23 protein-coding genes are annotated in these 25,829 nt (G+C 69.5%); 9 read left to right on the top strand and 14 right to left on the bottom strand.

The window, feature by feature from the left end; genetic code table 11:
• Positions 1-107: 107 nt before the first annotated feature.
• The 9 genes from ACFX43_RS25560 to ACFX43_RS25520 form a co-directional block, all read right to left on the bottom strand.
• Complete coding sequence (locus tag ACFX43_RS25560) at positions 108-560, bottom strand: AAA family ATPase (protein ID WP_378841141.1); 453 nt, start codon at positions 558-560, stop codon at positions 108-110.
• Between the two features lie 269 nt (positions 561-829).
• The gene (locus ACFX43_RS25555; RefSeq protein WP_378837683.1) at positions 830-2,071 is read right to left on the bottom strand and encodes a DUF222 domain-containing protein; all 1,242 of its coding nucleotides are present in this window, start codon (positions 2,069-2,071) and stop codon (positions 830-832) included.
• A 431-nt stretch (positions 2,072-2,502) separates the two neighbouring features.
• Positions 2,503-3,243 carry an AAA family ATPase gene (locus ACFX43_RS25550; protein WP_378837678.1) on the bottom strand — a complete coding sequence of 247 codons (741 nt, stop codon included), beginning with the start codon at positions 3,241-3,243 and terminating at the stop codon, positions 2,503-2,505.
• Positions 3,244-3,301: 58 nt separating this feature from the next.
• Positions 3,302-4,216 (bottom strand): ABC transporter substrate-binding protein, encoded by a 915-nt coding sequence (locus tag ACFX43_RS25545; protein WP_378837674.1) that lies wholly within the window; start codon positions 4,214-4,216, stop codon positions 3,302-3,304.
• 40 nt (positions 4,217-4,256) lie between these two features.
• Complete coding sequence (locus ACFX43_RS25540) at positions 4,257-5,069, bottom strand: ABC transporter ATP-binding protein (RefSeq protein ID WP_378837666.1); 813 nt, start codon at positions 5,067-5,069, stop codon at positions 4,257-4,259.
• The gene (locus ACFX43_RS25535; protein ID WP_378837662.1) at positions 5,066-6,124 is read right to left on the bottom strand and encodes a FecCD family ABC transporter permease; all 1,059 of its coding nucleotides are present in this window, start codon (positions 6,122-6,124) and stop codon (positions 5,066-5,068) included. Before ACFX43_RS25535 ends, ACFX43_RS25540 begins: the two co-directional genes overlap by 4 nt.
• Positions 6,121-7,578, bottom strand: coding sequence for a FecCD family ABC transporter permease (locus ACFX43_RS25530; RefSeq protein WP_378837658.1), 1,458 nt, complete (start codon positions 7,576-7,578; stop codon positions 6,121-6,123). Before ACFX43_RS25530 ends, ACFX43_RS25535 begins: the two co-directional genes overlap by 4 nt.
• Before the next feature lie 10 nt (positions 7,579-7,588).
• Complete coding sequence (locus tag ACFX43_RS25525) at positions 7,589-8,569, bottom strand: ABC transporter substrate-binding protein (RefSeq protein WP_378837648.1); 981 nt, start codon at positions 8,567-8,569, stop codon at positions 7,589-7,591.
• Positions 8,570-8,626: 57 nt separating this feature from the next.
• Complete coding sequence (locus ACFX43_RS25520; protein ID WP_355225136.1) at positions 8,627-9,118, bottom strand: MarR family transcriptional regulator; 492 nt, start codon at positions 9,116-9,118, stop codon at positions 8,627-8,629.
• Positions 9,119-9,214: 96 nt separating this feature from the next.
• Between ACFX43_RS25520 and ACFX43_RS25515 the strand changes: the two genes are divergently transcribed.
• Positions 9,215-10,126 carry a dioxygenase gene (locus ACFX43_RS25515; protein WP_378837638.1) on the top strand — a complete coding sequence of 304 codons (912 nt, stop codon included), beginning with the start codon at positions 9,215-9,217 and terminating at the stop codon, positions 10,124-10,126.
• Here ACFX43_RS25515 and ACFX43_RS25510 read toward each other — a convergent pair.
• The 4 genes from ACFX43_RS25510 to ACFX43_RS25495 form a co-directional block, all read right to left on the bottom strand.
• Positions 10,084-11,322, bottom strand: a complete 1,239-nt coding sequence (locus ACFX43_RS25510) for an AGE family epimerase/isomerase (protein WP_378837633.1) — start codon at positions 11,320-11,322, stop codon at positions 10,084-10,086. The genes ACFX43_RS25515 and ACFX43_RS25510 overlap by 43 nt on opposite strands.
• Positions 11,319-12,188: a carbohydrate ABC transporter permease gene (locus tag ACFX43_RS25505; protein WP_378837630.1), complete on the bottom strand. Its 870-nt coding sequence runs from the start codon at positions 12,186-12,188 to the stop codon at positions 11,319-11,321. The genes ACFX43_RS25510 and ACFX43_RS25505 overlap by 4 nt, the downstream gene beginning before the upstream one ends.
• A complete protein-coding gene (locus ACFX43_RS25500; RefSeq protein WP_378837625.1) occupies positions 12,185-13,123 on the bottom strand; it encodes a carbohydrate ABC transporter permease in 939 nt (312 codons plus the stop codon). The genes ACFX43_RS25505 and ACFX43_RS25500 overlap by 4 nt, the downstream gene beginning before the upstream one ends.
• Positions 13,124-13,223: 100 nt before the next feature.
• Positions 13,224-14,495, bottom strand: coding sequence for an ABC transporter substrate-binding protein (locus tag ACFX43_RS25495; RefSeq protein WP_378837620.1), 1,272 nt, complete (start codon positions 14,493-14,495; stop codon positions 13,224-13,226).
• 169 nt (positions 14,496-14,664) lie between these two features.
• Here ACFX43_RS25495 and ACFX43_RS25490 point away from each other — a divergent pair, with 169 nt between their 5' ends.
• The 3 genes from ACFX43_RS25490 (at position 14,665) to ACFX43_RS25480 (ending at position 19,433) form a co-directional block, all read left to right on the top strand.
• Complete coding sequence (locus tag ACFX43_RS25490) at positions 14,665-15,837, top strand: ROK family protein (RefSeq protein ID WP_378837615.1); 1,173 nt, start codon at positions 14,665-14,667, stop codon at positions 15,835-15,837.
• Positions 15,838-15,860: 23 nt separating this feature from the next.
• Positions 15,861-16,952: an N-ethylmaleimide reductase gene (nemA, locus tag ACFX43_RS25485; protein ID WP_378837611.1), complete on the top strand. Its 1,092-nt coding sequence runs from the start codon at positions 15,861-15,863 to the stop codon at positions 16,950-16,952.
• A 63-nt stretch (positions 16,953-17,015) separates the two neighbouring features.
• Positions 17,016-19,433, top strand: a complete 2,418-nt coding sequence (locus tag ACFX43_RS25480) for a GH92 family glycosyl hydrolase (protein WP_378837606.1) — start codon at positions 17,016-17,018, stop codon at positions 19,431-19,433.
• A gap of 64 nt (positions 19,434-19,497) precedes the next feature.
• Here the strand turns inward: ACFX43_RS25480 and ACFX43_RS25475 are convergent, their stop codons facing one another.
• Positions 19,498-20,676 (bottom strand): damage-control phosphatase ARMT1 family protein, encoded by a 1,179-nt coding sequence (locus ACFX43_RS25475; protein ID WP_378837599.1) that lies wholly within the window; start codon positions 20,674-20,676, stop codon positions 19,498-19,500.
• A 151-nt stretch (positions 20,677-20,827) separates the two neighbouring features.
• Between ACFX43_RS25475 and ACFX43_RS25470 the strand changes: the two genes are divergently transcribed.
• The 5 genes from ACFX43_RS25470 (at position 20,828) to ACFX43_RS25450 (ending at position 25,827) form a co-directional block, all read left to right on the top strand.
• Positions 20,828-22,288, top strand: a complete 1,461-nt coding sequence (locus tag ACFX43_RS25470; protein WP_378837594.1) for an NCS2 family permease — start codon at positions 20,828-20,830, stop codon at positions 22,286-22,288.
• Positions 22,288-22,968 carry a GntR family transcriptional regulator gene (locus tag ACFX43_RS25465; protein WP_378837589.1) on the top strand — a complete coding sequence of 227 codons (681 nt, stop codon included), beginning with the start codon at positions 22,288-22,290 and terminating at the stop codon, positions 22,966-22,968. The genes ACFX43_RS25470 and ACFX43_RS25465 overlap by 1 nt, the downstream gene beginning before the upstream one ends.
• Before the next feature lie 78 nt (positions 22,969-23,046).
• Complete coding sequence (locus ACFX43_RS25460) at positions 23,047-23,820, top strand: ABC transporter ATP-binding protein (protein WP_378837584.1); 774 nt, start codon at positions 23,047-23,049, stop codon at positions 23,818-23,820.
• Positions 23,817-24,671: an ABC transporter permease gene (locus tag ACFX43_RS25455; protein WP_378837581.1), complete on the top strand. Its 855-nt coding sequence runs from the start codon at positions 23,817-23,819 to the stop codon at positions 24,669-24,671. The genes ACFX43_RS25460 and ACFX43_RS25455 overlap by 4 nt, the downstream gene beginning before the upstream one ends.
• Positions 24,672-24,693: 22 nt before the next feature.
• A complete protein-coding gene (locus tag ACFX43_RS25450; protein ID WP_378837576.1) occupies positions 24,694-25,827 on the top strand; it encodes a hypothetical protein in 1,134 nt (377 codons plus the stop codon).
• The last annotated feature ends 2 nt before the right edge of the window (positions 25,828-25,829 follow it).

Below are 25,829 nucleotides of genomic sequence, written 5' to 3'. Positions count from 1 at the left end.
GCCGGGCGCGCGATTGGGCGGGTGTGGAAACGTTGAAGGCTCGGACCGACCTCGTGGGTCCGAGCCTTCAACCAGGTGCCGTCCTCAGCCCAGCGTGCGAACCGCACTCACACTGCCTGGCGGACCACCTTGAGCGGTCCCTCCTCGGGCGTCGGCGGCTCGAACCTCTCGAAGTATTCAGTCGCCGTCTTCTCGGTGAGCGGCCAATCGTCCGCCGACCTGCCGAGTCGGTCACCGACTCGGCTCAGGATGGTCTCGAGACTCGTCGCGATGTAAACAGTCTCCGGCACGATGCCTTGGGGTGCGAGCAGTGCACGGTACTCATCGCGTTGTCGCCGGAACCAGAATCCGAAGTCGAGCACGACATCGTTCCCCACCGCGACATGGCGCAGCAAGCGCGCCTTCAGGTCTGCTGCCACCTCGGCGACCACTTCGGCGGAGGGCATCGTCGTGATTCCGCGATCCCAGAACTCCACCTCGAACGACAAACGCGTCCAACTCTCGCGCTCCAGGCGCTTGGCGTATGTGGTCTTTCCTGCACCACCTGGCCCGCACATCATCACGACGCGGGGTCCTGGAGTCCTGTTCACTGCCACTGGGCGGAGGTTACGCTGCGCCACCGACGTTGAGACTCGCAGCGCTCCGCTCATCGCTGATCTGGACGGATCGGACTTGATCAGCGCGCCCTAGGAGGCTGCTGAACAATGGCGCCGCCGCGAGGCGAGGGCGCGGACAAAGGGCGCTTCGGCATTACCGCGTCGCGAAGGCATGCTGGAGCCACGCCGCTTCGAAGCCGACGGGTCGCGATGATTCTGCTCGATGAGTCGGCCTATCTGCGTCTGGTGAAGCGAACATCGCCGTTGGGTAGGCGTTCGTGGAGATATGCGGTGTCGTGGGCGCGGTGGTGGTGATGGGCACAGAGCAGGGCGGCGTTGTCGAGGTCTGTCAGGCCGCCTTGGGCCCATTCGATCCGGTGGTGGGCTTCGGCCCAGGTGCCGGGGATGTCGCAGCCCTCGGCCTCACAGGTCGCCGACCGCAGGAGCAGGGCTCGGCGTTGGGCGGCGGTGAAGAAGCGTTCCTTGCGTCCGAAGTCGAGGACCTCCGAGTCACCACCGAGGACGGCCGGGATGACGTTCGCGGTGCACGCGAGCCGGCGGGCTTCGGCCGCGGTGATCGGGGTGCCGCCGAGGATCTGGGCGATGCCGGCTTCCTTGCGCAGTTGGTCGATATCGATCGTGACGATCACGGTGGTCGCATCCCCGCCGTGGATCGGGAGCCGGGCCGGGTCGAGGGTCTCGAGGAGTTGGCAGAACGCCCGGCCCAGGCGCCGGTCGTAGGGCAGGTACTCACCGGTCTCGGTGCGGGTGCCGTCATCACGGCGGGGTGATGCGAAGGCTTCCAGGTTGGTGGCCAGCCGGTCCGCGGCCGCATCGGGGATGACCGCGGAGATCCGGGTGGTGCCGTCCCCGAGCCGCCGCATCGCCAGCCGGGTCTTCTTCCGGGCGTGGGCCTCCTCCGCAGCGAGCCGTTTGGCTTCCTCGGCCTCGGCGATCTCGGGGGCGATCACATCGAGGATCCGGCGTCCGAGGCGGCGCAGCTGGGTGGGGTCGAACCGGGTCGCGTAGCCGACCAGGGTCTCTTCGGCCTTGGTCTTGATCTCCGGATCAAGGTCGGCGGGGAGGTCGTCGAGGGCGTCGACGATGACGTGGGCCTGGGCGGGGTTGCAGGCGCCGGCGCGCATCGCGGCCGCGACCAGCCCGTAGGAACGGTCCAGGGCCTGGGCGAGCCGGAGGTCGGCGCGCAGGGTCTCGGGGCGTTGATGGGTGTGGTGATGCAGCCACGCCGCCACATCCCGTGCCGCGGACTCGGCGGCCACATCATCGGCGGCCGCGAGCACCCGGAGCTCGAGCTCAGCCAACTGCGCTTTCGCGCGGGCGATCTCGAGTAGCGTGGCGGCCTTCTGATCGGTGGCCATGAACGCCGGATTCGCGTCCGCAACCAGACCAAGCGAAGTGGTGACTGCGACCACGGCCTCGAGCACAGGGTGTTGGGGTTGTTGCAGCGTGGTCATCACGGTCACCTCCCGACGTACGAACTCAAGGGTTTCTGCCTGTGCAGAATCCCGGTTGGTTCGCTGGTCTCGGAGGCCCGGCAGTACGGGCTATTACTTACCCTCGCAGCTCAGCGTTCACGCCCCTGGTTCCCCTGGATTACCCCGCACCCGTTGTGTCTCGGATGGATAGGGCACGCCTCTTTCGAGGTGGTCGGCCTTCACGTTTACGCCTGCGCCGAGCCTACCACACAACCCAAACCCAATGAACCCAATCAGGGACAGGTATCCCAAGCCGAAGCCAGACCGCTGCTGGAAGCCCGCAAGACAGCCAAATGGCACCCCACCCAGACACCCTGCTTCTAAATCTCCCAACCCAAACACGTATTGGCCCCACCCACGCTGGAACTCAGGCACAAGGCACCAGCACCACAGAAACCGCGGCCATGCCATTAGTCCTCCAGGACGTACCGCAGATACCGCGACGGGTCCGACAAGAACCGACGAGTCAGGTTGACCGGTTCGGCGTCGTCATAGGAGACCTGCCCGATACGCCCGTCCTCGTCGAACTGCAGGATCCTCGCTCCGGGCACCGAGAGCAGGACCGGGGAATGGGTGGCGATGATGAACTGGGACCTCTCGTCGGCGAGCTCGATGATGCGCGCGACCAGCGCCAGGCAGCCCTTGACCGAGAGCGCGGCCTCGGGTTCGTCGAGGATGTAGAGCCCGCCGGGCCCGAACCGGTGCATCACCAGGTCGAGGAACGACTCGCCGTGGGAGCGCTCGTGCAGCGAGACCCCGCCGTAGGCGTCCGAGGTATCCAGGTCGAGGCGCTCGATCTCGGTGGCCACGTTGTAGAACGACTCCGCACGCAGGAAGTAGCCGGTGCGCGGCCGCTTGAGCCCGCGCTGGATCATGATGTAGTCGGCGAGGGAAGACTCGCTCGCGCGGGTGGCGAAGCGGAACGAGGTGGAGCCGCCCTCGGCGTTGAACCCCGACGCGACCGCGATCGCCTCGATGATCGTGGACTTGCCGGTGCCGTTGTCGCCGACGAGGAAGGTGACCCGCTCGTCGAAGTCGATCCCGTCGCCGCCGGCCAGCTCGCGGACCACCGGCAGGGTGAACGGATACCGCCCGGTGTCATGGCGGGGATCGAGGGTTACCCGGGCGATATAGCGTTCATCGAACCGCATGGACGCCAGTATGGAGCGCAGCTCACTGCGACTCGATACCGGCGTCCGCGTGGTCAGCTCAGCCGAGCTCCTTCTCGAACTGGGCGAGGATCTGCTGCGCGGCCTGGATGCCGATGCCGCTGAGCAGGTCGTCGTTGATGTCGTGGACCTGACCGGACTCGACCGCGGGGATCCGCTGCCACAGCGGCCCGCCGAGCACCTTGGCCTTGTCGGTGTCGCCCTCCGGCCCGTAGGTGCTGACGTAGAGATGGTCGGCCTGGGCGGTGGTGACCTGCTCGGGCGAGATCTCGAGGTAGGTGTCCTCGCCCACCGCCTGCTCCGGAACGGTCAGGCCCATGTCGTCGAGGATGACGCCGGAGAAGGACTTGTCGGAGTAGAGCCGGATCTGGCCGGGGAGGAACCGGACGATCGACACGGTCTCGCCGGTGCCGACGGTATCGCCGAGCGCGGCGGCGTCGCTCTCGAAGTCGGCGAGCATCTTCTTCGCCTCAGCGGTCTTGTTGAGCGCGTCGGCGTACAGCAGGAAGTTGTCCTTCCAGGTGTCGCCGAGGTCGGGCGCGAGCACGGTCGGGGCGATCGCGTTCAGCTGCTCGTAGATCGCCTCGTGACGGACCGTGCTGGAGAGGATGAGATCGGGGTCGAGGGCCGCGATCTTCTCGAGGTTGGGCTCGGAGATGGTGCCCACCTCCTCGATCCCCTCGGTCTGGTCGCCGAGGTAGCTGAGGAAGCCGGTGGCCACGTCGACGCGTACGGCACCGACCGGCTTCACGCCGAGCGCAAGTGCGTCGTCGAGCTCCCCGGTGTCCAGGACCACGACCCGCTTCGGGGCCACGGGCACCTCGGCCACGCCCTTGGCGTGCTTGACCTCGCGGGTCTCGGCGGCGGCCTCCTCTCCCGAGGAGCTGCTGCCGCAGGCGGTGAGGACGAGGGCGGCGGCGAGCATGGCAGCTACGCCGGACAGGTGCTTGCGCACGTGGTTTCCTTTCATCATTCCCCGGTCTTCCGGGGCACGTTCAGTGCTGGACGCTGGGCGCGGCGCGACGTACGCCGATCGGGACGATCATCGGGCGGCCCGAGACCGGGTCGGCGAGCACCTGGCTGTCGAGCCCGAAGACGTCGCGGAGCAGCTCTGCGGTGATGAGTTCGTCGGGCGGGCCGGAGGTGACGATGCGCCCCTCGCGCATGACGATCAGGTGATCGCTGTAGCGGACCGCCAGGTTGAGGTCGTGGAGGACCATGACGACGGTGCGCTGCAGGTCGGCGTGGAGCTTGTCCACGAGGTCGAGCACCTCGACCTGATGAGCCAGATCGAGGTACGTGGTGGGCTCGTCGAGCAGCAGGATGTCGGTCTCCTGCGCCAGAGCCATCGAGATCCACGCCCGCTGGCGCTGCCCGCCGGAGAGCTCGTCCACGGGGCGGGCAGCGAGCTCCTGCATCCCGGTCAGCCGAAGCGCCGCGTCGACCTCGGTCTCATCGTCGCTGGACCACTGGCGTAGCCACGACTGGTGCGGGTGACGCCCCTTGGCCACCAGGTCGGCGACGGTCAGGCCCTCGGGCGCGGTGGGCGACTGCGGCAGCATGCCGAGCACCTTCGCGACCTCACGGGTACGCATCGAGGTGATCGCCTTGCCGTCGAGCAGCACCTGCCCGGAGCGGGGCTTGAGCAGCCGCGCGACGGCCCGCAGGAAGGTCGACTTGCCGCAGCCGTTGGGGCCGATGATCGTGGTGACCTTGCCGGACGGGATCTCGGTGGTGAGACCGTCGGCGACGACCCGGTCGCCGTAGGCGAGCACCAGGTCCTCGGCCGTGATCTGGTGGTTCGTCATCGCGACAGCCTCCGGTTGGTGCGGATGATCAGATACATCAGGAAGGGGCCTCCGATGGCGGTGGTGACGATCCCGACCGGGAGCTCGACGGGCAGGAGCACGCGCGCGACGTAGTCGCTGCCGACGACCAGGGCGGCGCCGGTGAGCGCCGAGGCGAGCAGCGGCGGCCCCGGGGTGCGCGCGATGCGGAGCGCGACCTGGGGTGCGACGAAGGCGATGAACCCGATCGGGCCGGCCGCGGTGACGCACATGGCGGCCAGCAGGACCGAGGCGATCAGCAGGACCGACTGGCTGAGCTGCACCCGTACGCCGAGGGCGCGGGCGGTGTCGTCGCCCAGCTTGAGCGCGGAGAGCTGGAAGGTCGAGGCCAGGGCGACCGTGCCGATGGCCCCGACCGCGATGGCGGCGGGCACGGCGTCGTCCCAGCCTCTGCCGTTGAGCGACCCGTTGAGCCAGACGGTCGCCTCCTGGGCGTCCCAGACCTCGCCGATGACGAGCATCCAGTTGGTCAGGGCGAGCAGGATGCCGTTGACGGCCACCCCGATCAGGACCAGCCGGAAACCTTCGATCCCCCGGCGCCAGGCGAGCAGGTAGATCACGACCCCGGTCAGCAGTCCGCCCGCCATGGCTGCCGCCGGCACCCCGATGGTGGTGCCCAGGAAGGCGGTGCCGCCGAAGACGATCACAGCGACCGCACCGGCGCTGGCGCCCGCGGTGATGCCGAGCAGGTCCGGGCTCGCCAGCGGGTTCCGGGTGATCGACTGCCAGATCGCCCCCGACATCGCGAAGCCGGCGCCCACGAGGAGGCCGACCACAGAGCGCGGCAGGCGCAGGTCCCAGACGATGAAGCGCTCGGCGTCGTTCCCGCCGCCGAGGATCACCTTGGCCGTGTCCGGCACGCTGATCGGGTAGTCGCCCTGGCCGACGTTGAAGCACACCAGCAGGAAGACCAGCACGAGGAGGCCGAGGTTCACCGCGACCAGGCGGGGGCGCCAGACCATCGTCACCGGCCCCCACCCGAAGCGCGGACGACCGGGCACGAGCGTCGTCGTCACAGGGTCACCAGCTTCCGACGGCGTACGAGAGCGATGAAGAACGGCGAGCCCACCAGCGCGAGGACGATGCCGACCTGGAGCTCTCCGGGACGCGCGGCGACCCGGCCGAGGATGTCGCAGGTGATGAGCATGATGGCGCCGATCAGGGCGGAGCACGGCAGAAGCCATCGGTAGTCCGGCCCGGTGAACGCCCGCGCGATGTGAGGCACCGCGAGGCCGATGAACGCGATCGGCCCGCAGGCCGCGGTGGCCGCGCCGGCGAGCAGGGTGATCGCGGTGATCCCGAGGGTGCGGTTCAGCGCGACGTTGGTGCCGAGCGAGCGGGCGACCTCCTCACCGAGGCTGAGCACGTTGAGCCCGGGCGCGTTGACCATGGCGAGCACGAAGCCGAGGGCGAAGAACGGCAGCAGCGGCACCAGGATCTCGAGCCCTCGGCCGGCGACCGAGCCGACGATCCAGAAGCGGTAGGCGTCGAGGGTGGTCTGGTCGAGGAGCACCACGGCGGAGGTGACGGCGGAGAGGAAGGCCGCCACCGCAGCGCCGCCGAGCACGAGGGAGACCGGTGAAGGGCTGCCGCTCCCGACAGCGGAGAGTCCGAAGACGGCGAGGCTGGTGATCAGGGCGCCCGCGAGCGCGAACCAGATGTAGCCGACCGGGCTCGTCACGCCGAGGAACGTGATCGCCAGAACCACCGCGCAGGCGGCGCCGGCGCTGACGCCGAGGATGCCGGGGTCGGCGAGCGGGTTGCGGGTGTGCCCCTGGATGAGCCCTCCGGCGAGGCCGAGCGCGATGCCTGTGACGAGGCCGAGGAGGGTGCGGGGCGTACGCAGGTCGCGGACGATCAGGTCGGCCTCGGTCGGGGTGGTGGCGTAGGGCGGGAGGAGACCGTGCCAGATCTCGCCGAAGCCCAGCGGCCGGGAACCGACGGCGACGCTCGCCAGGAGCAGGACCGCCAGGATCACCAGCAGCGCGAGGAGGCCGGTCATCCGGCGCAACCGCAGCTTCGCCGGGGTGAGGTCGACCTCGATCTCGGCGAAGCCCTCGTCCATCGCCGTGACCCGGCGCACGATCTCTCGCGGCGCGAACAGGAGGCTGCGGCGTACGCCGAGGGGACGGCCGTCGTGGCCTCGGGCGATCAGCCCGAGCCAGGTCTTGCCGGTCGAGGCTCCCCGCCGGCCCTGGGCGAACCCGCGGTTCCACACGATGACGGCTGCCGCGACGGCGAGAGCGAAGCCGCCGAAGACCACCCGATCCACGGTGCCGCCGCCGTTCGCGTCACGCAGCGAGTGCACGACCAGCGCTCCGAGGACCAGCGGGAGGGCCACGAGGCCGAGATCCACGACCGCCGCGGTCACCCGGAGGGCGAGGGGCGCGGGTCCACGCGGAACCTGCACCCTGGTGTGGTCCGCGCGCGCCGTGACGGCCTCGCCCGAGGCGAGGTCACTGAGACGCACGTCGTGCCCGTCAGCTCTGCTCGAGGACCTGGGCGGCCTCGAGCTGGTCGGCGTAGCCGCTGAAGACCTCGGCGTAGGCCTGGTAGCTGTAGGGCGCAGCGGGGTACCAGAGGTCCTGCTGGCCACCGGCGACGGCAGGCAGCCGCTTGAAGATGTCCTTCGTCTTCAGCTCCTCGAGACCACCGGGGTCGCGAGCGTCGACCAGGAGCACGTCGGCGTGGTATTTGCTGATGTTCTCCAGGCTGACCGGCTCGAAGATGCCCTGCTCGTCGGGGCTCACCTTCGGGAACTTCACACCGAGCTCGGCGAGGTAGGCGAGGTCGGGGTGCTCGGGCGCGTTGGCGAAGTAGATCTCCTCGCCGTAGGTCGAAGCCGCGACCACGGTGAGGTCGGGGTTCTTCTTCACCGCCGCCTTGATCCGCGCGACGGCGTCCTCGAACTCGGCCTTGGCCTCCTCGATCTCCGGCTCGGCGCCGAGGTCCTCGGCCAGCGCGTGGAACGCCTCGATCTGCTCGGTCACCGAGAGCCCGGTCAGCGGCATAGCCAGCGTGGGGGCGAGCTTGTCGACCTGCTTCTCGACCTCACCGGCGTACCAGAGGGTCTTGCCGTCGAAGGTCATGTCGATCAGCAGGTCGGGGTTCATCGCCGCGTACTCCTCGACGTTGAACTCACCCCAGGCCTTGCCGAGGACCTTCGTCTTCGAGACGTCGAGGTTGCCGGTCAGGTAGTTCGGCGGCTCGGGCAGGTCGCCGTAGACGCCGGCCACCTGGTAGCCGTTGTCCCACAGCGCCGCCGCGGCGCTCGCCTGGGCCACGACGGTCTTCGGGCTGCCGTCGATCTCGACCGTCTTGCCGCGAGCGTCCTCATGGACGAAACCGGAGCCGGCCCCGTCTCCCTCGGAGGCGTCGGTGGAGGCGCCGCACGCGGTGAGTACGAGAGCGGCGGAGGCGGCGACGGCCGCGAGCGGGGCCATGCGGAAACGACGGTTCACAAGGTTAGGGTAGCCTAAACTGACCCGACGCGCGGACGCCCACCCCTCCGCGGATCCTCAACCCGCCTCGGGGTCGATGGGCGGTCTCCTCGCACCGGTCGGATCCAGACGATCGAGGATGGTCCCGGCGATCTCGGCCAGCTGGCCCACCTGCTCAGGACTCAGCGAGTCGAAGACGTACTCGCGCACCGCGTCCACGTGACCGGGGGCGGAGGCGACCATCTTCTCGTGGCCGGCCTCGGTGAGACGTACGTTGGTCGCGCGGCGGTCGCCCGGGCAGGTGTGGCGCTCGATGAGGCCGCGGTCGACCAGGCGCTTGACGACGTTGGAGAGCCGCGGCAGCGTCGAGTTGGTGTAGCCGGCCAGCTCGGTCATCCGCAGGGTCCGGTCGGGCACCTCGGAGAGCATGGCCAGCACGCCGTAGTCGAAATGGGTCAGGCCTGCATCCCGACGCAGCTGGGAGTCGAGAGCCCCCGGGAGCAGCTCGAGCACGGCGATGAGGCGAACCCATGCCACCCGCTCCGCCGGCGACAGCCAGTTGCCCTCCACGCCAGGGAGTGTGCCGCAGAAAGTTGCCCGGAACAAACAACGGTCGCCTAGAGTTAGTTCAAGCAACAACTATTGGTCGAACCGCAGGAGCCCGCCATGACCACCGCACCCGAGAGCACGACCGCCGCCGCGGATGCCCGCCTCCCCCAGACGCATCCGTTCGCCCAGCACCTGCGGACGGTCCAGGCACGCGAGGCGGCCGACCCGCATCGCGTCTGGACGCCGGCCGACGGGCCGCTGCCGAGCCTCTACCTGTCCCACGGCGGTGGCCCGCTGCCGCTGCAGAGCCCGGAGTGGCTCGACCCGCTGCACGCCTGGGCGCGGTCGCTACCCCGACCGAAGGCCATCCTGGTCATCTCCGCCCACTGGGAGTCGGCGCCGCTCTCGATCAGCGCGACCCGCCCCGACGAGCTGGTCTACGACTTCGGAGGCTTCGACCCGATCTACCACTCGGTGCGCTACGACACCCCGGACGCGAGCGAGCTCGCCCGCACCACCGCGGCGCTGATGCCCGACGCCGAGACCGCCCACCAGCACACCCGCCGCGGCCTCGACCACGGCGCCTGGGTGCCGCTGAAGATCATGTACCCGGCCGCCGACATCCCGGTCGTGCAGCTCTCGCTGCCCACCGAGGACCCCGACAAGCTGCTCGCCCTCGGCGAGCGCCTCCGGCCGCTGCGCGAGGAGGGCGTGCTCGTCGTGGGCTCGGGCCACATGACCCACGGGCTGCCCTTCATCACCCGCGAGATGATGACCGAGAACAAGCCCGCCGGCTGGTCCTCCGACTTCGACTCCTGGGCCGCCGACGCCCTCGACCGCGGCGACGTCGCCGAGCTGGCCAGGTTCCGCACCGCCGCCCCCGGCATGCCGTACGCCCACCCGACCGTCGAGCACTTCACCCCGCTCTTCGTCACCCTGGGCGCGGCCACGGACCCGACCGCCCCGGTCACCACGACCCTGGACGGCTACGGGCTCGGGCTCTCCCGGCGCTCGTTCCAGGCTGCCTGACCCTCACCCAGCCGAGCCAGCTGCACCGACAGCACCGGCGCCAGCGGCATCCGGGCGAGCAGCAGGGCCTGGTAGGCGTGGTAGACGTCGGGCTTGCCATGCCAGATCACGTGCGAGGGACGGTTGTGCTCGTCCAGCTCGTGGTGCCAGCTGCCGAGCTCGCGGTCGATCAGGTGGGTCTCGATGTACGCCTCGAACCGCTTGCGCCACTCGTCATAGCCGGCCTCGCCGGTGCGGGTGTGCAGGGCGCCGGCGGCGGCGAGCGCCTCCGCGGCCACCCAGTGCAGTCGGAGCTGGGTCACCGGCGTCCCGTCCCACGAGGTCGTGTAGACGAATCCGGGCCCGTCGCCGGAGTCGACCCAGCCGACCTCGACCGCGCGCGCGAAGAGCGCCCGCGCGTCCTCGACCAGCCACGAGGGCGGATCCGGCAACGAGGCGTCCAGGTGCAGGAGCAGCCGGGACCACTCCAGCAGATGCCCGGGCGTGCAGCCGTAGGGTCGGAACGGGTCGCCGGGACGGTCGGCGTTGTAGTCGAGCAGCGGTGACCAGGAGAGGTCGAAGTGCTCGGGAAGGTCGTAGGCGTGGGAGCGGGCGACCCCATGGATCAGGTGCTCGGCGATCGCGAGCGCCCGGTGGTGCCAGGCCGCGTCGCCGGTGACGTCGCCCGCGGCCAGGAACGCCTCCACGGTGTGCATGCTGGAGTTGGCACCCCGGTAGGCCTCCCCCGAACGAAGGTCGCGCTCGAGACTGTCGACCACCCGGCCGGAGTCGTCGAGGAAGTGCTGCTGCATCACCCCGAGCGCCTCATCGAGCAGCGCGTCCGCACCGGGTACGCCCGCCGCGACGCCGCTGCTCGCGGCCAGGATCACGAAGGCGTGGGCGTAGGCCTCCTTCAAGGTGCCGACCGGTTCGCCCTCGGCCGAGACCGAGGCGTACCAGCCACCGAGCTCGTCGTCGCGCAGCGCGCCCGACAGCGCCCGGATGCCGTGGGCGGCGACGTCGGCGGCGTCGTCGACCTCCCCGCGCAGGTGGGCAAGGGCGAAGACGTGGGTCATCCGGGCGGTGATCCAGGTGTGCACCGGCTCGGCCGGGTCCGGGCGACCCGACTCGTCCAGCCACCAGAAGCCGGCCGGCGAGGCCGCCGACGGCCGGGCGAACCCGGCCAGCCGGCGGCACTCGGCGTCCGCATCGATCATCCCTTGACCGAGCCTGCCATCAGCCCGCCCACGAAGTAGCGGCCGAGCAGGATGTAGATGATCAGGGTCGGGACCGACGCGATCAGCGCGCCCGCCATGCTGGCGGAGTAGTCCTGCAGCTGACCGCTCGCCAGGAAGTTGAGCGCGATCGTCACCGGCCCGTTGCGCGAGGTGGAGAAGAAGAGCGCGAACAGGTAGTCGTTCCACGCCGAGGTGAACTGCCACATCAGCACCACCACGAACGCCGGCGCGGAGATCGGCAGGATGATCGAGGCGTACGTCCGGAGCATGCCGGCGCCGTCGACCCGAGCAGCCTCGACGAGCTCGACCGGGACCCCCGCGTAGTAGTTGCGGAAGATCAACGTGGTGATCGGCAGGCCGTAGACCACGTGCAGCACGATCAGGCTCGGGACGCCCGAGGGGACACCGAGGTTGCTCATCAGCTGGACCAGCGGAACCATCACGGCCTGGTAGGGGATGAACATCCCGAACAGGATCAGGGTGAACACCACGTCGGCGCCCGGGAAGCGCCACTTCGAGAGCACGAAACCGTTCATCGAGCCGAGCACCGAGGAGATGATCGAGGCCGGGATGACCATGGCGAAGGTACGTCCCAGGGCCGGCCCGAGCTGCTCCCAGGCGCGCGCCCAGCCGGCCGTCTCCCAGGACTCGGGGAGCTTCCAGGCGTTGGCGGGGGTCGCGTCGCCCAGCCCCTTGAAGCTGGTGACGAGCAGCACGTACGCCGGGAGCAGGACGATCAGCGCGAAGGTGATCAGCAGGACGTACTTGACGGCGCGCCAGATCCCGCGCGAACGCTCGCCCGGGATCTTGCTCGCGACGGCTGCCGGGATGGCATCAGTAGTCATCGGCGGCGCTCCTGACGGTAGGTCGAGACGAGGTAGGGAACGATCAGGATGGCCACGATCACCAGCAGGATCGTGCCGATGGCGGCCGACTTCGCGTAGTCGCCGCGAGTGAACTCGATCCACATCTGGGTGGCCGGCACCTGGGTCGTGTAGTTGGTCTGGCCCGCGATGGCCATGATCAGGTCGAAGACCTTCAGCGACATGTGGCCGATGATGATGATCGCCGAGAGGGCGACCGGGCTCAGCTGCGGGAAGATGACGTGGCGGTAGAGCTGCCACTCCGAGGCACCGTCCATCCGGGCCGCCTCGCGCAGCTCCTCGGGAATGCCGCGGAAGCCGGCCAGGAAGAGCGCCATCACGTAGCCGCTGAGCTGCCAGATCGCGGGGACCGCGATCGCGAGGATACCCCACCGCTCGTGGGTCCACCACGGGTTCTGCAGGAAGTCGAGGTGGAGGGTGTCGAAGAGCCGGTTCAGGCCGGAGGCACGGTCACCCTCGGCGTTGTTGAGCAGCCAGCGCCAGACCACACCGGAGGCGACGAACGAGACCGCCATCGGGAACAGATAGATGGCCCGGAACAGCGACTCGCCGCGAGCCTTGCGCTCGAGCAGCCACGCCCACAGGAACCCCAGGCACAGGGTGCCGACGAGGAACGTCGCGGTGTAGAGCAGCAGGTTGCGCAGCGAGTAGATGAAGTCGTCGTCGGCGAACAGGTCGCGATAGTTGTCCAGACCGGCAAAGCCCTGGGACGGCCCGATGCTGTGGCGGTCCTGCAGGGACGTGTTGATGTTGGACCCGATCAGGCCGTAGACGAAGACACCGATGACGATGACGGTCGGCAGGATCAGGAGTACGGGTGCGACCCACCCGTGGCCGCCGATGCGGCCCTTGGGCCGTCGTGGCCGCTTGACGGCGCTGGGCACCGTGGAGGACATGTGTCCGTCCTTTCACAAGGGGCGGCCGAGGGGCCACGGCAGATGGTGCGGCCGCAGCCCCTCGGACCAGATGATCTCGTCAGGCTCGGGAGAGCCTCGGTCACTCGGGCTTGTTGTCCTCGGCAGCCTCGACGAGGCCCTCCTGGAGCTCGGCGACATCCTTGTTGCTGCCGAACTTCGCGACGGCGGCGGTGACGTCGGTCAGCCAGTTGACGGAGGTCGCAGCGCCGTGGGCGAGCGAGGACACGATCTCGTCCTCACCCCACGACTTGATCGCGGTCTGCTGGTACTCACCGAAGTCCGCGGTGTCGGCCGTGGTGCTGGCCGGGATCGAGCCCTTCGCCTTGTTGAAGGCCACCTGGCCCTCGTCGCTGGCGATGGTGTCCAGCCAGGCCTCGGTGCCCTCGGGGTTGGGGCCGTCCACCGGCATGGTGAACGAGTCGGCCAGGAAGTCGAAGACGCCCTCGGTGCCGGGGACCGGGACCGCGGTGTAGTCGGTGCCGAGCGTCTTCTTCTGCTCCTGGAAGGCGGCCTCGGCCCAGTCACCCATGACGTTGAACGCGGCCTCGCCGTCGATGACCAGCTGGGTCGCGTCCGGCCAGTCGAGACCCTGGCGGTCGGTGTTGGTCAGCGAGAGGAGCGTGTTGTAGTCCGCCAGTGCGGCCTCGACCTCGCTGCCGGCCCAGTCGGTCGTGCCGTCCCACAGACCGTTGTACGCCTCGACGCCCAGATCGGCGAGGAGCACGGTCTCGAGCAGGTGGACCTGGGTCCAGTCGGTCGCGATCGAGAGCGGGATGATGCCCTTGGCCTTGATCTTCTTCAGGTCGGCGATCCACGCGTCGAGCGAGTCGTACGTCTTGTTGGCCTCGATGCCAGCCTTCTCCAGGACGGCCGGGTTGGCCCAGAGCACGTTGGCGCGGTGGATGTTCGAGGGGACGGAGTAGATGCCGCCGTCCTGGGTCAGGCGCTCGAGCAGGCCCTCCGGGAACTGCTCGTTCCAGCCCTTCTCCTCGTAGAGGTCGGTGAGGTCCTCGATCTGGCCGGCGTTGATGTAGTCGGTCAGCTCGGCACCCGCGTGCGCCTGGAACGTGGCCGGCGGCTCACCGTTCTGCAGGCGGGACTGGAGCACGTTCTTGGCGTCGCTGCCGGCGCCACCGGCGACGGCGCCGTTGACGAACTTCAGGTCGGGGTTCTGCTCGTCGAACACCTTGACCAAGGCGTCGAGCCCGGCCTTCTCACTGCCCTCGGCCCACCAGGTGAAGACCTCCACCTCATCGGTGCTGCCGCTCTCGTTGTCGCTGCCGCAGGCGGAGACCGCCAGCAGGCTCAGGGCGGCCAGGCCGGCGGCCAGGGCCTTACGCGTTGCGTTCATCTTTGATCCTCCGGTTGCGCGACCGCCACGTCGGTGTGTGATCTGGGTTACTCGCGGTCGCGTGCCGGGCAAACGTACGCCTCTCCGTTCTGTCCAGTCAACGCATAACGCAGGACGTTTTCAACCTGAGATCTGTCGCAAATCGACAGAATCACCTACAGTCACGCCCATGACCACTCCGGAATCGCGGCTGCGCGTCGCCAACCGTTCCCAGGTTCTGGACCTGCTGGGACGTTCGGCGCCGGTCAGCCGCGCCGAGCTCGCCCAGCGCACCGGACTCTCCCGCAGCACCGTGTCGAGCATCGTCCAGGAGCTGCTCGCCTCCGAGCAGATCGTCGAGACCACCGGTGCCGCACTGGCCCGGGGCGGCGGGCGACCGCCGTCGCTCCTCACCATCAGCGGCTCACCCGGCACGCTCATCGGTGTCGACATCGGCCATCGCCACGTCCGGGTCGCGGTCGCCGACCTCACCGCGAAGCCGCTGATCGACCACGAGATCCGGCTCGACGTCGACAACTCCGCGGTCGAGACCATCGACCGTGCCGCAGCCCTCGTGCGCGAGTGCCTGGCCGAGGTGGGCATCGACCCGAGGAAGGACCGCGTCCTCGGCGTCGGCATGGGGATCCCCGGCCCCGTCGACCCGCACAGCGGCATCGTCGTCTCTCCCATCCTCGGGAACTGGATGGACCTGGCCCCGGGCGAGGAGCTAGCCCGTCGCATCGGCCTGCCCGTCCAGATCGAGAACGACGCCAACCTCGGCGCGCTCGCCGAGATCGAGTACGGCGCCGCCCGAGACGTCGACGACGTCATCTACGTCAAGGCGTCCAGCGGCATCGGCGCCGGCCTGGTCCTCGCCGGCAAGCTCTACCGAGGGATCACCGGGATCGCCGGCGAGATCGGCCACGTACGTTTCGAGGACAACGGCCCGATCTGCCGCTGCGGCAACCGTGGCTGCCTGGAGAAGGCCTTCGGCGGTTCCCGGCTGGTCGAGCTGCTGCAGCCCGCCTATGACGAGACGCTCACCGTCGAGCGCCTGCTCGAGCTCGCCCAGGAGGGCGACATCCGGGTCAACCGGATCCTCGACGACGCCGGCCGCGCGGTCGGGCGCGTCCTGGCCGACCTCTGCAACCACCTCAACCCGGCGCTGATCGTGGTGGGCGACACGATGCGCCAGTCGGAGTCCTTCGTGATGGGGATCAAGGACTCGATCGACCGCTTCACCCAGCCCGACACCGCCGCGGCGCTCGACGTGGTCCCCAGCGAGCTCGGCGACAACGCGGGCGTCATGGGCGCGCTGGTGATCGCCGGGTCGGCCGCTCCGGCGTCGTCGGGAACAATATGAGCAACCGCTCAGTTAGGCGCGATGTGACTTCACTCTTCTCGCAGCTGAGCTTGGGTTCGACAACCCTCCCCAACCGCGTCCTGATGGCGCCACTGACCCGGATGCGCGCCAGCCGGCCCGGCGACGTACCCAACCCGCTGATGGCCGACTACTACCGGCAGCGCGCCTCGGCCGGGCTGATCATCTCCGAGGGCACCCAGATCTCGCCGCAGGGCAAGGGCTACATGGACACCCCGGGCATCTACTCGGCCGAGCAGGTCGAGGGCTGGCGGCACGTCACCGACACCGTCCACGAGGCCGGCGGCCGGATCGCGGCGCAGCTGTGGCACGTGGGCCGGGTCTCCCACGAGTCCTTCCACGACGGCGACCTCCCGGTCAGCGCCTCCGCGCTCCCCTACCGCAACCGCACCACCGTACGCGGCGAGGACGGCTCCCCGATCCGGGTCAACTGCCCCACGCCCCGCGCCCTGGAGACCTCCGAGATCGCTGATCTGATCGACGACTACCGCCGCGCCACCCGCAACGCCCGCGAGGCCGGCTTCGACCTCGTTGAGATCCACGCCGCACACGGCTACCTCCTGCACCAGTTCTCCAGCGCGAGCAGCAACGAGCGCACCGACTCCTACGGCGGCTCGCTGGCCAACCGCGCCCGCCTCACCCTCGAGGTTCTCGACGCGGTGATCGCCGAGTGGGACGCCGAGCACGTCGCCATCCGGATCTCCCCGATCGGCCCCTTCAACGGCCTCGAGGACCCCGAGGGTGCCGAGATGGGGCTCTACCTGGCCGCCGAGATCGGCAAGCGCGGCATCGCCTTCCTGCATCTGTCCGAGCCCGACTGGGCCGGCGGTCCGGAGCTGACCGACGACTACCGCAAGCAGCTGCGCGCCGCGCACCCCGGCCCGATCGTGGCCGCCGGCGCCTACACCCCGGAGAAGGCCTCCCGCCTGCTCGAGGCCGACCTGATCGACGGAGCCGCGTTCGGACGTACGTTCATCGCCAACCCGGACCTGCCCCGGCGCCTGGCGGAGAGCCTTCCGCTCAACGAGCCCGACCTGTCGACCTTCTACGGCGGCGCCGAGGCCGGCTACACCGACTACCCCGAGTGGACCGCCTGAGTTCATTCCGGGCTCACCTGAACCCGCATGGCGGAGGACGTTCCTCTGGAATCGTTCTCCGCCATGCGGGTTCTCGCGACGTGTGCCTTGTCCCTCGCGCTGCTCGGCGGCGCGTTCGCTCCGTTCTCGGCGGCGCGGGCCGCTGCGCCGCCCGCCGGTGATCCGGTGGCGCTCGTCGACCCGCTGATCGGGTCGTCGAACGGCGGCAACACCTACCCCGGAGCCGTACGCCCCTTCGGGATGCTCTCCTTCAGCCCGACCTCCACGGCGGGCGATCAGACCAACACCGCCGCGTCGAACGGCTACTCCTACGACACCACGCGGCTGCGCGGCTTCTCGCTGACCCATGTCAACGGCGCGGGCTGCCACCCCGGCGCCGCGGGCGATGTGCCGATCTTCCCGCACACCGGCGAGATGACCGGCTCGCCCACCGCGGACGTGACCGATGCGACGTACGCCTCGGACTTCAGCCACGCCGACGAGCTGGCCGAGCCGGGCCGCTACCGGCTGGGGCTGGCCAACGGAGCCGAGGTCGACACCGCCGCGACCACCCGGGCGGCGGTCAGCGACCTGACCTTCCCGGCAGACAAGCCGGCCAACCTGCTCTTCCGCACGTCCAACTCGCTCAACGGCAGCGAGACCGCGGTGACGCGGATCGACGAGGCGAAGCGGACCGTGAGCGGCTCGGTGCTGACCGGCGCCTTCTGCGGGCGACGCGGCAACGGCGGCGGCAGCAACAAGCGCTCCTACTACCGGCTCTACTTCACCGCGCAGTTCGACCGCGGTTTCACCGGCCACGGCACCTGGGTCAACGGCGAGCTCCAGCCGGGCAGCACCGAGGCGCGCGGCGGCGAGGGCTACGAGACCGGCGCCGCCCGCCAGGGGCAGGGTTCCGGCGGCTACGTCTCGTTCGACCCCAGCCGCGACCAGAGCGTGCGGATGCGGATCGGGATCTCCTACACCAGCCTGGCGGCGGCCGAGAAGAACCTGGCCTCCGAGATCGGCCGGCGCGACACCGTCTCTTCCGTCGCCTCCGATGCCAGGGCGGAGTGGCGCCGGGCGCTCTCCTCGATCGAGGTCGCCGGCGGCACCGCGGACGAGCGGACGGCGTTCTACACCGGCCTCTACCACTCCTACCTGCAGCCCAACGTCATCTCCGACGTGGCTGGCACCTACTGGGGCAGCGACCAGGAGGTCCACCGGATCGAGCGCGGCCAGCAGGCGCAGTACGGCAACTTCTCCGGCTGGGACCAGTACCGGGCCCACACCCAGCTGCTCGCGCTCCTGGAGCCGCGGGTGGCCGGTGACTTCGCCCGCTCCCTGCACGCCTACTCCCGCCAGCACGGCGGCGTCTGGGACCGCTGGGTCCACCTGAGCGGCTGGACCCACGTGATGACCGGCGACCCGAGCGCGCCCACGCTGGCCGGCTTCTACTCGCTCGGGGTGCGCAACTTCGACGCTCGAGGCGCCTACGACTCCCTGGTCCGCCAGGCCACGGTGCCGCATCCCGACGGGCTGTCCAGCTACGGCTGCCCCGGGCAGTGCATCGGCCAGCGGCCGAACCTGGCCGACTACCTCGCCAAGGGCTACGCGCCCCAGGACACCTGCCGCTGCTGGGGCGGCGCCGCGGAGACACTCGAAGACGCCGTCGCCGACTACTCTCTCGCCGACTGGGGCCGCCGCCTCGATGCCGACCGAGCCGAGACCGACTCGCTGATGGAACGGGCCGGCTGGTGGCAGCACACCTTCAATCCGGTCGCGACGCCCACGGACGGCTACCAGCAGGCCCGCAACGCCGACGGGAGCTGGGTGCCCGGCTTCACCCCGTCGACCCAGACCGGTTTCGCGCAAGGGAGCAGCGCGACGTACACCTGGATGGTGCCGCACGACGTCGGCCGGCTGGCCGAGGCCGTCGGTGGGCGGGAGCGGGCGATCCAGCGGCTGGACGCGTTCTTCCACAAGGCCGACGGCTCCTGGCAGTACACCGGCGGCGACGCGCTGCGCTACGACCCGACCAACGAGCCCGGCATCCACGTCCCGTGGATGTACAACGCGCTCGGCGCTCCCTGGAAGACCCAGGAGACGGTGCGGGCGATGGCCGACCTCGCCTACGGCAGCGGCCCACGGGGCCTGCCCGGCAACGACGACCTCGGCACCATGTCGGCGTGGTACGTCTTCTCCGCGATGGGCATCTACCCGCAGGACCCCGCCCGAGCCGAGATGCTGCTCTCCAGCCCGGTCTTCGAGCGGGTGGTGGTCCACCGCGGGAACGGCGTCGACATCACCATCGAGTCCCCCGGCGCCGGTGCCGAGAACATCTACGTCCAGTCCGTCACCCTCGACGGCACGCCGCGCACGCTGTCGTGGCTGCCCGAGTCGGTGATGAACCGCGGCGGCACCGTTCGCATCGACGTCGGTCCCGACCCCAACCACTCCTGGGGAACCACGGAGGCAGACCTCCCGATCTACCACACCGACTGACCAGTCTTCCGGGGACTCCTTCTCGAAGGCAAGCTCGACCACGCCGTGATGGGCCATCGATGGTTTACGAGAGACGTGCCTGGATCACCGCGTGGGTCCCGTCGGTGCGCCAGCCAGGTTCGTGCGCTTCCAGGAGCGCGAGCCGATCGTCCGGGATACCCACAGCCAGGTCGGACTTCAGTGTCCGTAGCGCCACCAGCGGCGCTGGGAAGTGCTCGACGAGGTCGGAGAAGCTCGAGGTGGGCGGCCAGTGTCGATCGCCGACAAGTCGACGATAGTTGAGGTCGCCCTTGATGATCACGAGCTCGGATTCCTCGAGCGCACCAGCGAGGCCGTCGGGGATGTCGTGGAAGGTCAGCGGGCTACACCAGAACGCGTGGGCTTGGATCGCGATCCGCCCGTCGGTGATCGCAGCCGTGAGTCGTGCTGTCATGGCGGCCACCGCGCCTGTGTGGCGGCTGAGGTGGCCAAGGATCGTGAGCAGATCATGGACGGTGGCGTCGGAGACGAAGTAGGGCTGCGGCTTCAGGTGCAGGACCACCCGCGACGCCCGACGTGTGCTCAAGAGGCGGTCGATGAGCAGCAGGTCGGAGACAAGCTCGCGGCCGGCGTTGTCTGCGATCAGGTCCACCCTGCCCGCGTCGTGCTCACTCAGATGGGACCAGACCTCGTTGGCGTCGTCGACGATGAGATCGTCGACCTGCGCGGCGTCGGCCGATCGCGGCTTGGAGAGCCGGAACCCGAGGTCGGATCGATTTCCCCACAACGACGCGAGCAGAGCGAGGTGCAGCCCCTCCTCTTCCGGGGCTGTGACGATGCCCGCGAGCTGGTCCAGGTCTCGAACCAGCTCGCCCGAGACGAGTTCAGCATCCTTCTGCGACTTGAACGGGTCGACACCAGCCCAGGGACCGTCGCCGAAGTAGCCGGTGGCCTGCAACAGAAGCCGGTAGAAGTACGACTCCGCCCACAGGAACGGGACCTCAAGCCAGGGGCGACCGACGTACGGGGCCGCCCAGGCCTCCCATGCGAGTCGGTCCGCGGAAGGCTCGGTGAAGGGCGGCACAACGTCCCGGATCGCCACACCAAGCTGGTCGAGATTGCGCTGGACCGCCGGCGGGTACGGGATGCTCGATCGCACCTTCGCGATCAACTCGGGGTGACGTCGGGTCAGCACACCGTTGCCGAAGGAGTCAGGCTCCTTGGAGTCGATCTCCTCGACGGTCATTCTCTGGCCGGTCCTCACGTCGGGTTCCTTCCGTCTCGGTCGAAGGTTGCGCACCGGCCGCTCGCGTCCGAACGCAGAAGCGGACCCTGAGCCGCTCACCTTAATGCCGCGGGGCTGCCCGTCGCCGGGAGGTCAAAGCCCAGCGGCCCACATCTGCGAAGATGCGGTTGTGAGCATCTCGACCCCGACACATTCCAACGCTCTTGACCGGTTCTTCCAGATCAGCGCCCGCGGCTCCACGGTCGGTCGGGAGGTCCGTGGTGGCGTGGTCACGTTCTTCACGATGGCCTACATCGTCGCGCTGAACCCGCTGATCCTCGGGTTCGCGGAGGACGTGAACGGCAACCTCCTCGGCGGCACCAGCGGCGACAACCTGGCCGCGATCGCGGCCGGAACCGCGCTGGTGGCGGGCGTGATGACGATCCTGATGGGCGTCGTCGCCAACTACCCCCTCGCCCTGGCGACCGGGCTCGGGCTCAACGCGTTCGTGGCGTTCTCGATCGCCGGCCAGATGACCTGGGCAGACGCGATGGGGCTGGTGGTGATCGAGGGTCTGGTGATCCTCGTGCTGGTCCTGACGGGGTTCCGGGAGGCCGTCTTCCACGCCGTCCCACGCGAGCTCAAGACCGCGATCTCGGTCGGGATCGGCCTGTTCATCGCGGTGATCGCGTTCGTCGACGCCGGGTTCGTACGCCGCATCCCCGACGCCGCGAACACCACCGTCCCGGTTCAGCTGGGCCCGACCGGGCAGCTCGCAGGCTGGCCGGTGCTGGTCTTCGTGATCGGCCTGGCCCTGGTGATCACCCTGTGGGTGCGCAAGGTGCGGGGCGCGATCCTGATCTCGATCGCGGCGACCACGGTGCTGGCCATCATCGTCGAGGCCATCGCGGACCTCGGCGCGAGCAGCGCCGAGAACCCGACCGGCTGGTCGCTCAACGTGCCGGCGATGCCGGACAAGATCGTCGACTGGCCCTCGTTCGCGACGCTGGGCGAGTTCAACCTCCTCGGCTCCTTCGAGAGCGTCGGCATCGTGACCGCGGTGCTGCTGATCTTCACGCTCATGCTCGCCGACTTCTTCGACACCATGGGCACGATGACCGCGATCGGCTCCGAGGCCGGGCTGCTGCGCAAGGACGGCACCCCGCCGCGTACGCGCTCGATCCTGGTCGTCGACTCGCTGGCCGCCGCCGCGGGTGGCGCCGGCGGTGTCTCCTCCAACACCTCCTACGTCGAGTCCGCCTCCGGCGTCGGCGAGGGCGCCCGCACCGGTCTGGCCGCGGTCGTCACCGGCGTGCTCTTCCTGCTCACCACCTTCCTGGCTCCGCTGGTCACGGTGATCCCGTCGGAGGCGGCGGTGCCTGCCCTGGTGCTGGTCGGCTTCCTGATGATGCAGCAGGTCAAGGACATCAACTGGGCCGACCCGGACATCGCCATCCCCGCGTTCCTGACGATCGCGCTGATGCCGTTCACCTACTCGATCTCGGTCGGCATCGGCGCCGGCTTCCTGGCCTACGTGCTCATCCAGGTCGTCCGCGGCAAGGCCAAGAAGGTGCACCCGCTGATGTGGCTGGTCGCGGCCATGTTCGCCATCTACTTCGCGATCCACCCGATCTCGAGCTGGATCGGCTGATGGACGAGCTGGCGCCGGACCCGGCCACCCGGCAGCCGCTGCGCGAGGTGGTCGCCCGCGACATCCGTCGCAAGATCATGGCCGGCGAGCTGGCTCCCGGCGACAGGCTGCGTGAACAGGCGCTCGCCACGGAGTACGGCGTCTCCCGCGTCCCAGCGCGGGAGGCCCTGCACGTGCTGGCCCAGGAGGGGTTCGTCGACACCGTCCCGCGACGCGGCGCGACGGTGGCGTTCCCCTCGGCGCAGCGGACCCGGCAGCTCATGGTCATCCGGGAGAACCTCGAGGTCCTCGCGGCCGGGCTCGCGGCCCGGCGCCGCGGGGGCGACCAGGGCGCGGAGCTGACCGAGGTGCTCGAGCTCGGCACCCGGGCGACCGCCACCGGCGACTACGCCGCGCTGCCGGAGCTGATCGCGCGGTTCCACGACGCCGTCGGGATCGCCTCGGGCAACGACGAGCTCGCCAAGATGACCCGGTCGCTGCGGATGCAGGTGCGCTGGGTCTTCGAGATGCAGCTCGAGGAGCGCTCGGACCAGTCGTGGAAGCACCACCAGGAGATCGCCGAGGCGATCCTGGCCGGCGACCAGGAGCGGGCCGAGTCGTCGATGCGCGCCGATGTCACCCGTGACGCCGACCTGCTCGTCGACCTGCTGGTGGCCCGCGCGGAGCGCCAGCGCCCCTGACCTCGCCTTGAAGCTGGCGTAACCAGACCGGCCGTCATCTGAAACGGGGACGAAACCACCCGCTGTTTGTATACAAGAATGATCGAACGGTATACGGAGCCGCCCGTGCTGGTGGCCGGCAACAGCGTCACCAGGTCGTTCCCCAACGGCACCACCGCGCTCGCCGAGGCGAGCTTCGAGATCCGCGCCGGCGAGTTCGTCTCCTTCGTCGGGCCCTCGGGCTGCGGCAAGTCGACGATGCTCCGCATGGTCGCCGGCCTCGACCTGCCCACCAGCGGCAGCGTCGAGCGTGGCGACGGCGAGGTCGGCTACGTCTTCCAGGACGCGACGCTGCTGCCGTGGCGTACGGCACTGGGCAACGTGGTCCTCCCGCTGCGGCTGGCCGGGACCAAGAGGGCGGAGGCCGAGGAGCGGGCACGCGCGGCGCTCGAGGTCGTCGGGCTGGCTGCGTACGCGGACCATCGGCCGGCGCAGCTGTCGGGTGGGATGCGGATGCGGGTCTCGATCGCTCGCTCGCTGGTCCAGCGGCCGGAGCTGTTCCTCTTCGACGAGCCGTTCGGCGCCCTCGACGAGATCACTCGCCAGGACCTCAACAGCCAGCTCGACACCCTGATGGCGACCGACCCGTTCACCGGGATCTTCGTGACCCACTCGGTCCCCGAGGCGGTCTTCCTCTCCGACCGGGTGCTGGTCTTCTCCTCCCAACCGGGACGGATCGTCGCCGACCTACGCATCGACCTGCCGCGGCCCCGCCCCGAGGGGCTGCGCTTCAGCAGCGAGTACGCCGAACTGTGCCGCCAGGTCTCCGACGCGCTCGCCGGCGCCCACCGCAGCACCGAGGAGGCGGCATGACCACGCTGGTCCAGACCCAGCCGGAGACCCGCCGGCTGGCGACCGTCCCGTTCCTCCGCTTCGATCCGGGCCACGGCAGCCGGACCGTACGCTGGGTCGCCCCGGTCCTCACCCTGGTGGTCGTCCTCGGAGTGTGGACGCTGGTCAGCACCCAGCTCCTCTCCCCCACCCGCCAGTTCCTGCTGCCCTCTCCCTGGGAGGTGCTCGAGGCGGGCTTCCTGGAGCAGGCCGGCCGCACCGAGATCTTCACCGCGCTGTGGTCGACCACGAAGGTCGCCCTGGTGGGTCTGCTGCTGGCGATGGCGATCGGTGTCTTCTTCGCGATCGTGATGAGCCAGGCCCGCTGGGCGGAGGCGTCGTTCTACCCCTATGCCGTCATCCTGCAGACCATCCCGATCCTGGCGATGGTGCCGCTGCTCGGCTTCTGGTTCGGCTACGAGTTCACCTCGCGGCTGGTCGTGTGCGTGCTGCACTCGCTGTTCCCGATCATCACCAACACGATGTTCGGCATCGCCTCGGTCGACGACAACCTGCACGACCAGTTCTCGCTCTTCCGCGCCTCGCGGTGGCAGCGGCTCATCCACCTGCAGCTGCCCGCCGCGCTTCCGGCCGCGCTCGCCGGCTTCCGGATCTCGGCCGGGATGGCCGTGGTCGGCTCGATCATCGCCGACTTCTTCTTCCGGCAGGGACAGCCCGGCATCGGCCGGCTGATCGACACCTACCGGCAGAGTCTCGACACCGATCTGATGATGGCCGCCCTGGCCGCCTCCTCGCTGGTCGGGATCGCCCTCTTCCTGCTCTTCGGCGCCGTCCTGCGCGCCGTCGAGGCCCACCGTTCACCTCGCCGCTGACCCCCACACTGGAGAGAACCCCATGACGTACGCCCGCTGGACCCGGATCACCGCAACCACCGCCCTCGCCGCGCTCGCGCTCACCGGTTGCGGTGGCAGCGAGGAGGCGATCGGCGACCCCGACGCCCCGAAGGGATCGCTCGCCGCAGTCTGCCCGGCGACCGTGGTCATCCAGACCGACTGGTACGCCACCCCCGAGCGCTCCCCCGCCTACAACCTGATCGGCCCCGACGGCGAGATCGACGACGACTTGGGCGCCTACGTCGGCGAGATCGGCGACACCGGCGTCACCGCCGAGATCCGGCTCGGTGGGCCGTTCATCGGCGGCCAGCCGGTGACCGCGCAGATGTACACCGACGACACCATCGACCTCGGCGTGGTCGCCACCGACATCGCGATCCGCGACTACGAGAAGTTCCCCACCCGCGGGGTGTTCACGATGATGCAGAAGTCGCCGTTCATGGTGATGTTCGACCCGGCCAAGTTCCCCGAGGTCAAGACCTGGGACGACGTGAAGGCAACCGGCGCGCCGGTCCTGCACGCCCAGGGCGTCAGCTGGGTCGACTACCTGGTGCACGAGGGCCTCGTCGACGAGAAGCAGCTCGACGGCTCCTTCGACGGCAGCCCGAGCCGGTTCGTCGCCGACGGCGGCGCGCTGTTCCAGCAGGGCTACGTCAGCAACGAGCCCTACCGCTGGGAGCACGACGTCGCCGAGTGGGCGAAGCCGACCGCCCACCTGATGCTCGACGACGCCGGCTACCAGGTCTACCAGCAGGCGTACGCGGTCCGGGCGGACGACGAGGAGACGCTGAGCCCGTGCCTGAAGGAGCTGGTGCCGCTGCTGCAGCAGTCGGAGATCGACTACCTGAAGGACCCGAAGCCGGTCAACGACACCCTGATCGAGATCGCCGACGCCATCAAGGACGGTCCCCCGATCACCCCCGGCGGCAACGAGAACTCGGTGAAGGTCCAGGTCGAGGCGGGACTCGTCGCGAACGGCCCGGACGGCGCGTACGGCAGCTTCGACGTCGCGCGCGTCGACAGCGTGATCGAGACGATGACCGCGGTGCTGAAGGACGGCGGCAAGGACGTCCCGGAGATCACCGGCGACGAGCTGGTCACCAACGACTACATCGACCCCGAGATCAAGCGTTGACC

This window comes from Nocardioides sp. YIM B13467, assembly GCF_042788075.1.
In the GTDB taxonomy this organism is placed as follows: Bacteria; Actinomycetota; Actinomycetes; order Propionibacteriales; family Nocardioidaceae; genus Nocardioides.
This window is presented reverse-complemented; position numbering and strand designations above follow the sequence as displayed.

Bases quoted from the DNA above. Each gene is read 5' to 3' on its own strand.
- ACFX43_RS25560 (WP_378841141.1), bottom strand. From the start codon at position 560: ATGATGTGCGGGCCAGGTGGTGCAGGAAAGACCACATACGCCAAGCGC.
- ACFX43_RS25555 (WP_378837683.1), bottom strand. From the start codon at position 2,071: ATGACCACGCTGCAACAACCCCAACACCCTGTGCTCGAGGCCGTGGTC.
- ACFX43_RS25550 (WP_378837678.1), bottom strand. From the start codon at position 3,243: ATGCGGTTCGATGAACGCTATATCGCCCGGGTAACCCTCGATCCCCGC.
- ACFX43_RS25540 (WP_378837666.1), bottom strand. From the start codon at position 5,069: ATGACGAACCACCAGATCACGGCCGAGGACCTGGTGCTCGCCTACGGC.
- ACFX43_RS25515 (WP_378837638.1), top strand. From the start codon at position 9,215: ATGACCACCGCACCCGAGAGCACGACCGCCGCCGCGGATGCCCGCCTC.
- ACFX43_RS25510 (WP_378837633.1), bottom strand. From the start codon at position 11,322: ATGATCGATGCGGACGCCGAGTGCCGCCGGCTGGCCGGGTTCGCCCGG.
- ACFX43_RS25505 (WP_378837630.1), bottom strand. From the start codon at position 12,188: ATGACTACTGATGCCATCCCGGCAGCCGTCGCGAGCAAGATCCCGGGC.
- ACFX43_RS25500 (WP_378837625.1), bottom strand. From the start codon at position 13,123: ATGTCCTCCACGGTGCCCAGCGCCGTCAAGCGGCCACGACGGCCCAAG.
- ACFX43_RS25495 (WP_378837620.1), bottom strand. From the start codon at position 14,495: ATGAACGCAACGCGTAAGGCCCTGGCCGCCGGCCTGGCCGCCCTGAGC.
- ACFX43_RS25490 (WP_378837615.1), top strand. From the start codon at position 14,665: ATGACCACTCCGGAATCGCGGCTGCGCGTCGCCAACCGTTCCCAGGTT.
- ACFX43_RS25480 (WP_378837606.1), top strand. From the start codon at position 17,016: ATGCGGGTTCTCGCGACGTGTGCCTTGTCCCTCGCGCTGCTCGGCGGC.
- ACFX43_RS25465 (WP_378837589.1), top strand. From the start codon at position 22,288: ATGGACGAGCTGGCGCCGGACCCGGCCACCCGGCAGCCGCTGCGCGAG.
- ACFX43_RS25460 (WP_378837584.1), top strand. From the start codon at position 23,047: ATGATCGAACGGTATACGGAGCCGCCCGTGCTGGTGGCCGGCAACAGC.
- ACFX43_RS25455 (WP_378837581.1), top strand. From the start codon at position 23,817: ATGACCACGCTGGTCCAGACCCAGCCGGAGACCCGCCGGCTGGCGACC.
- ACFX43_RS25450 (WP_378837576.1), top strand. From the start codon at position 24,694: ATGACGTACGCCCGCTGGACCCGGATCACCGCAACCACCGCCCTCGCC.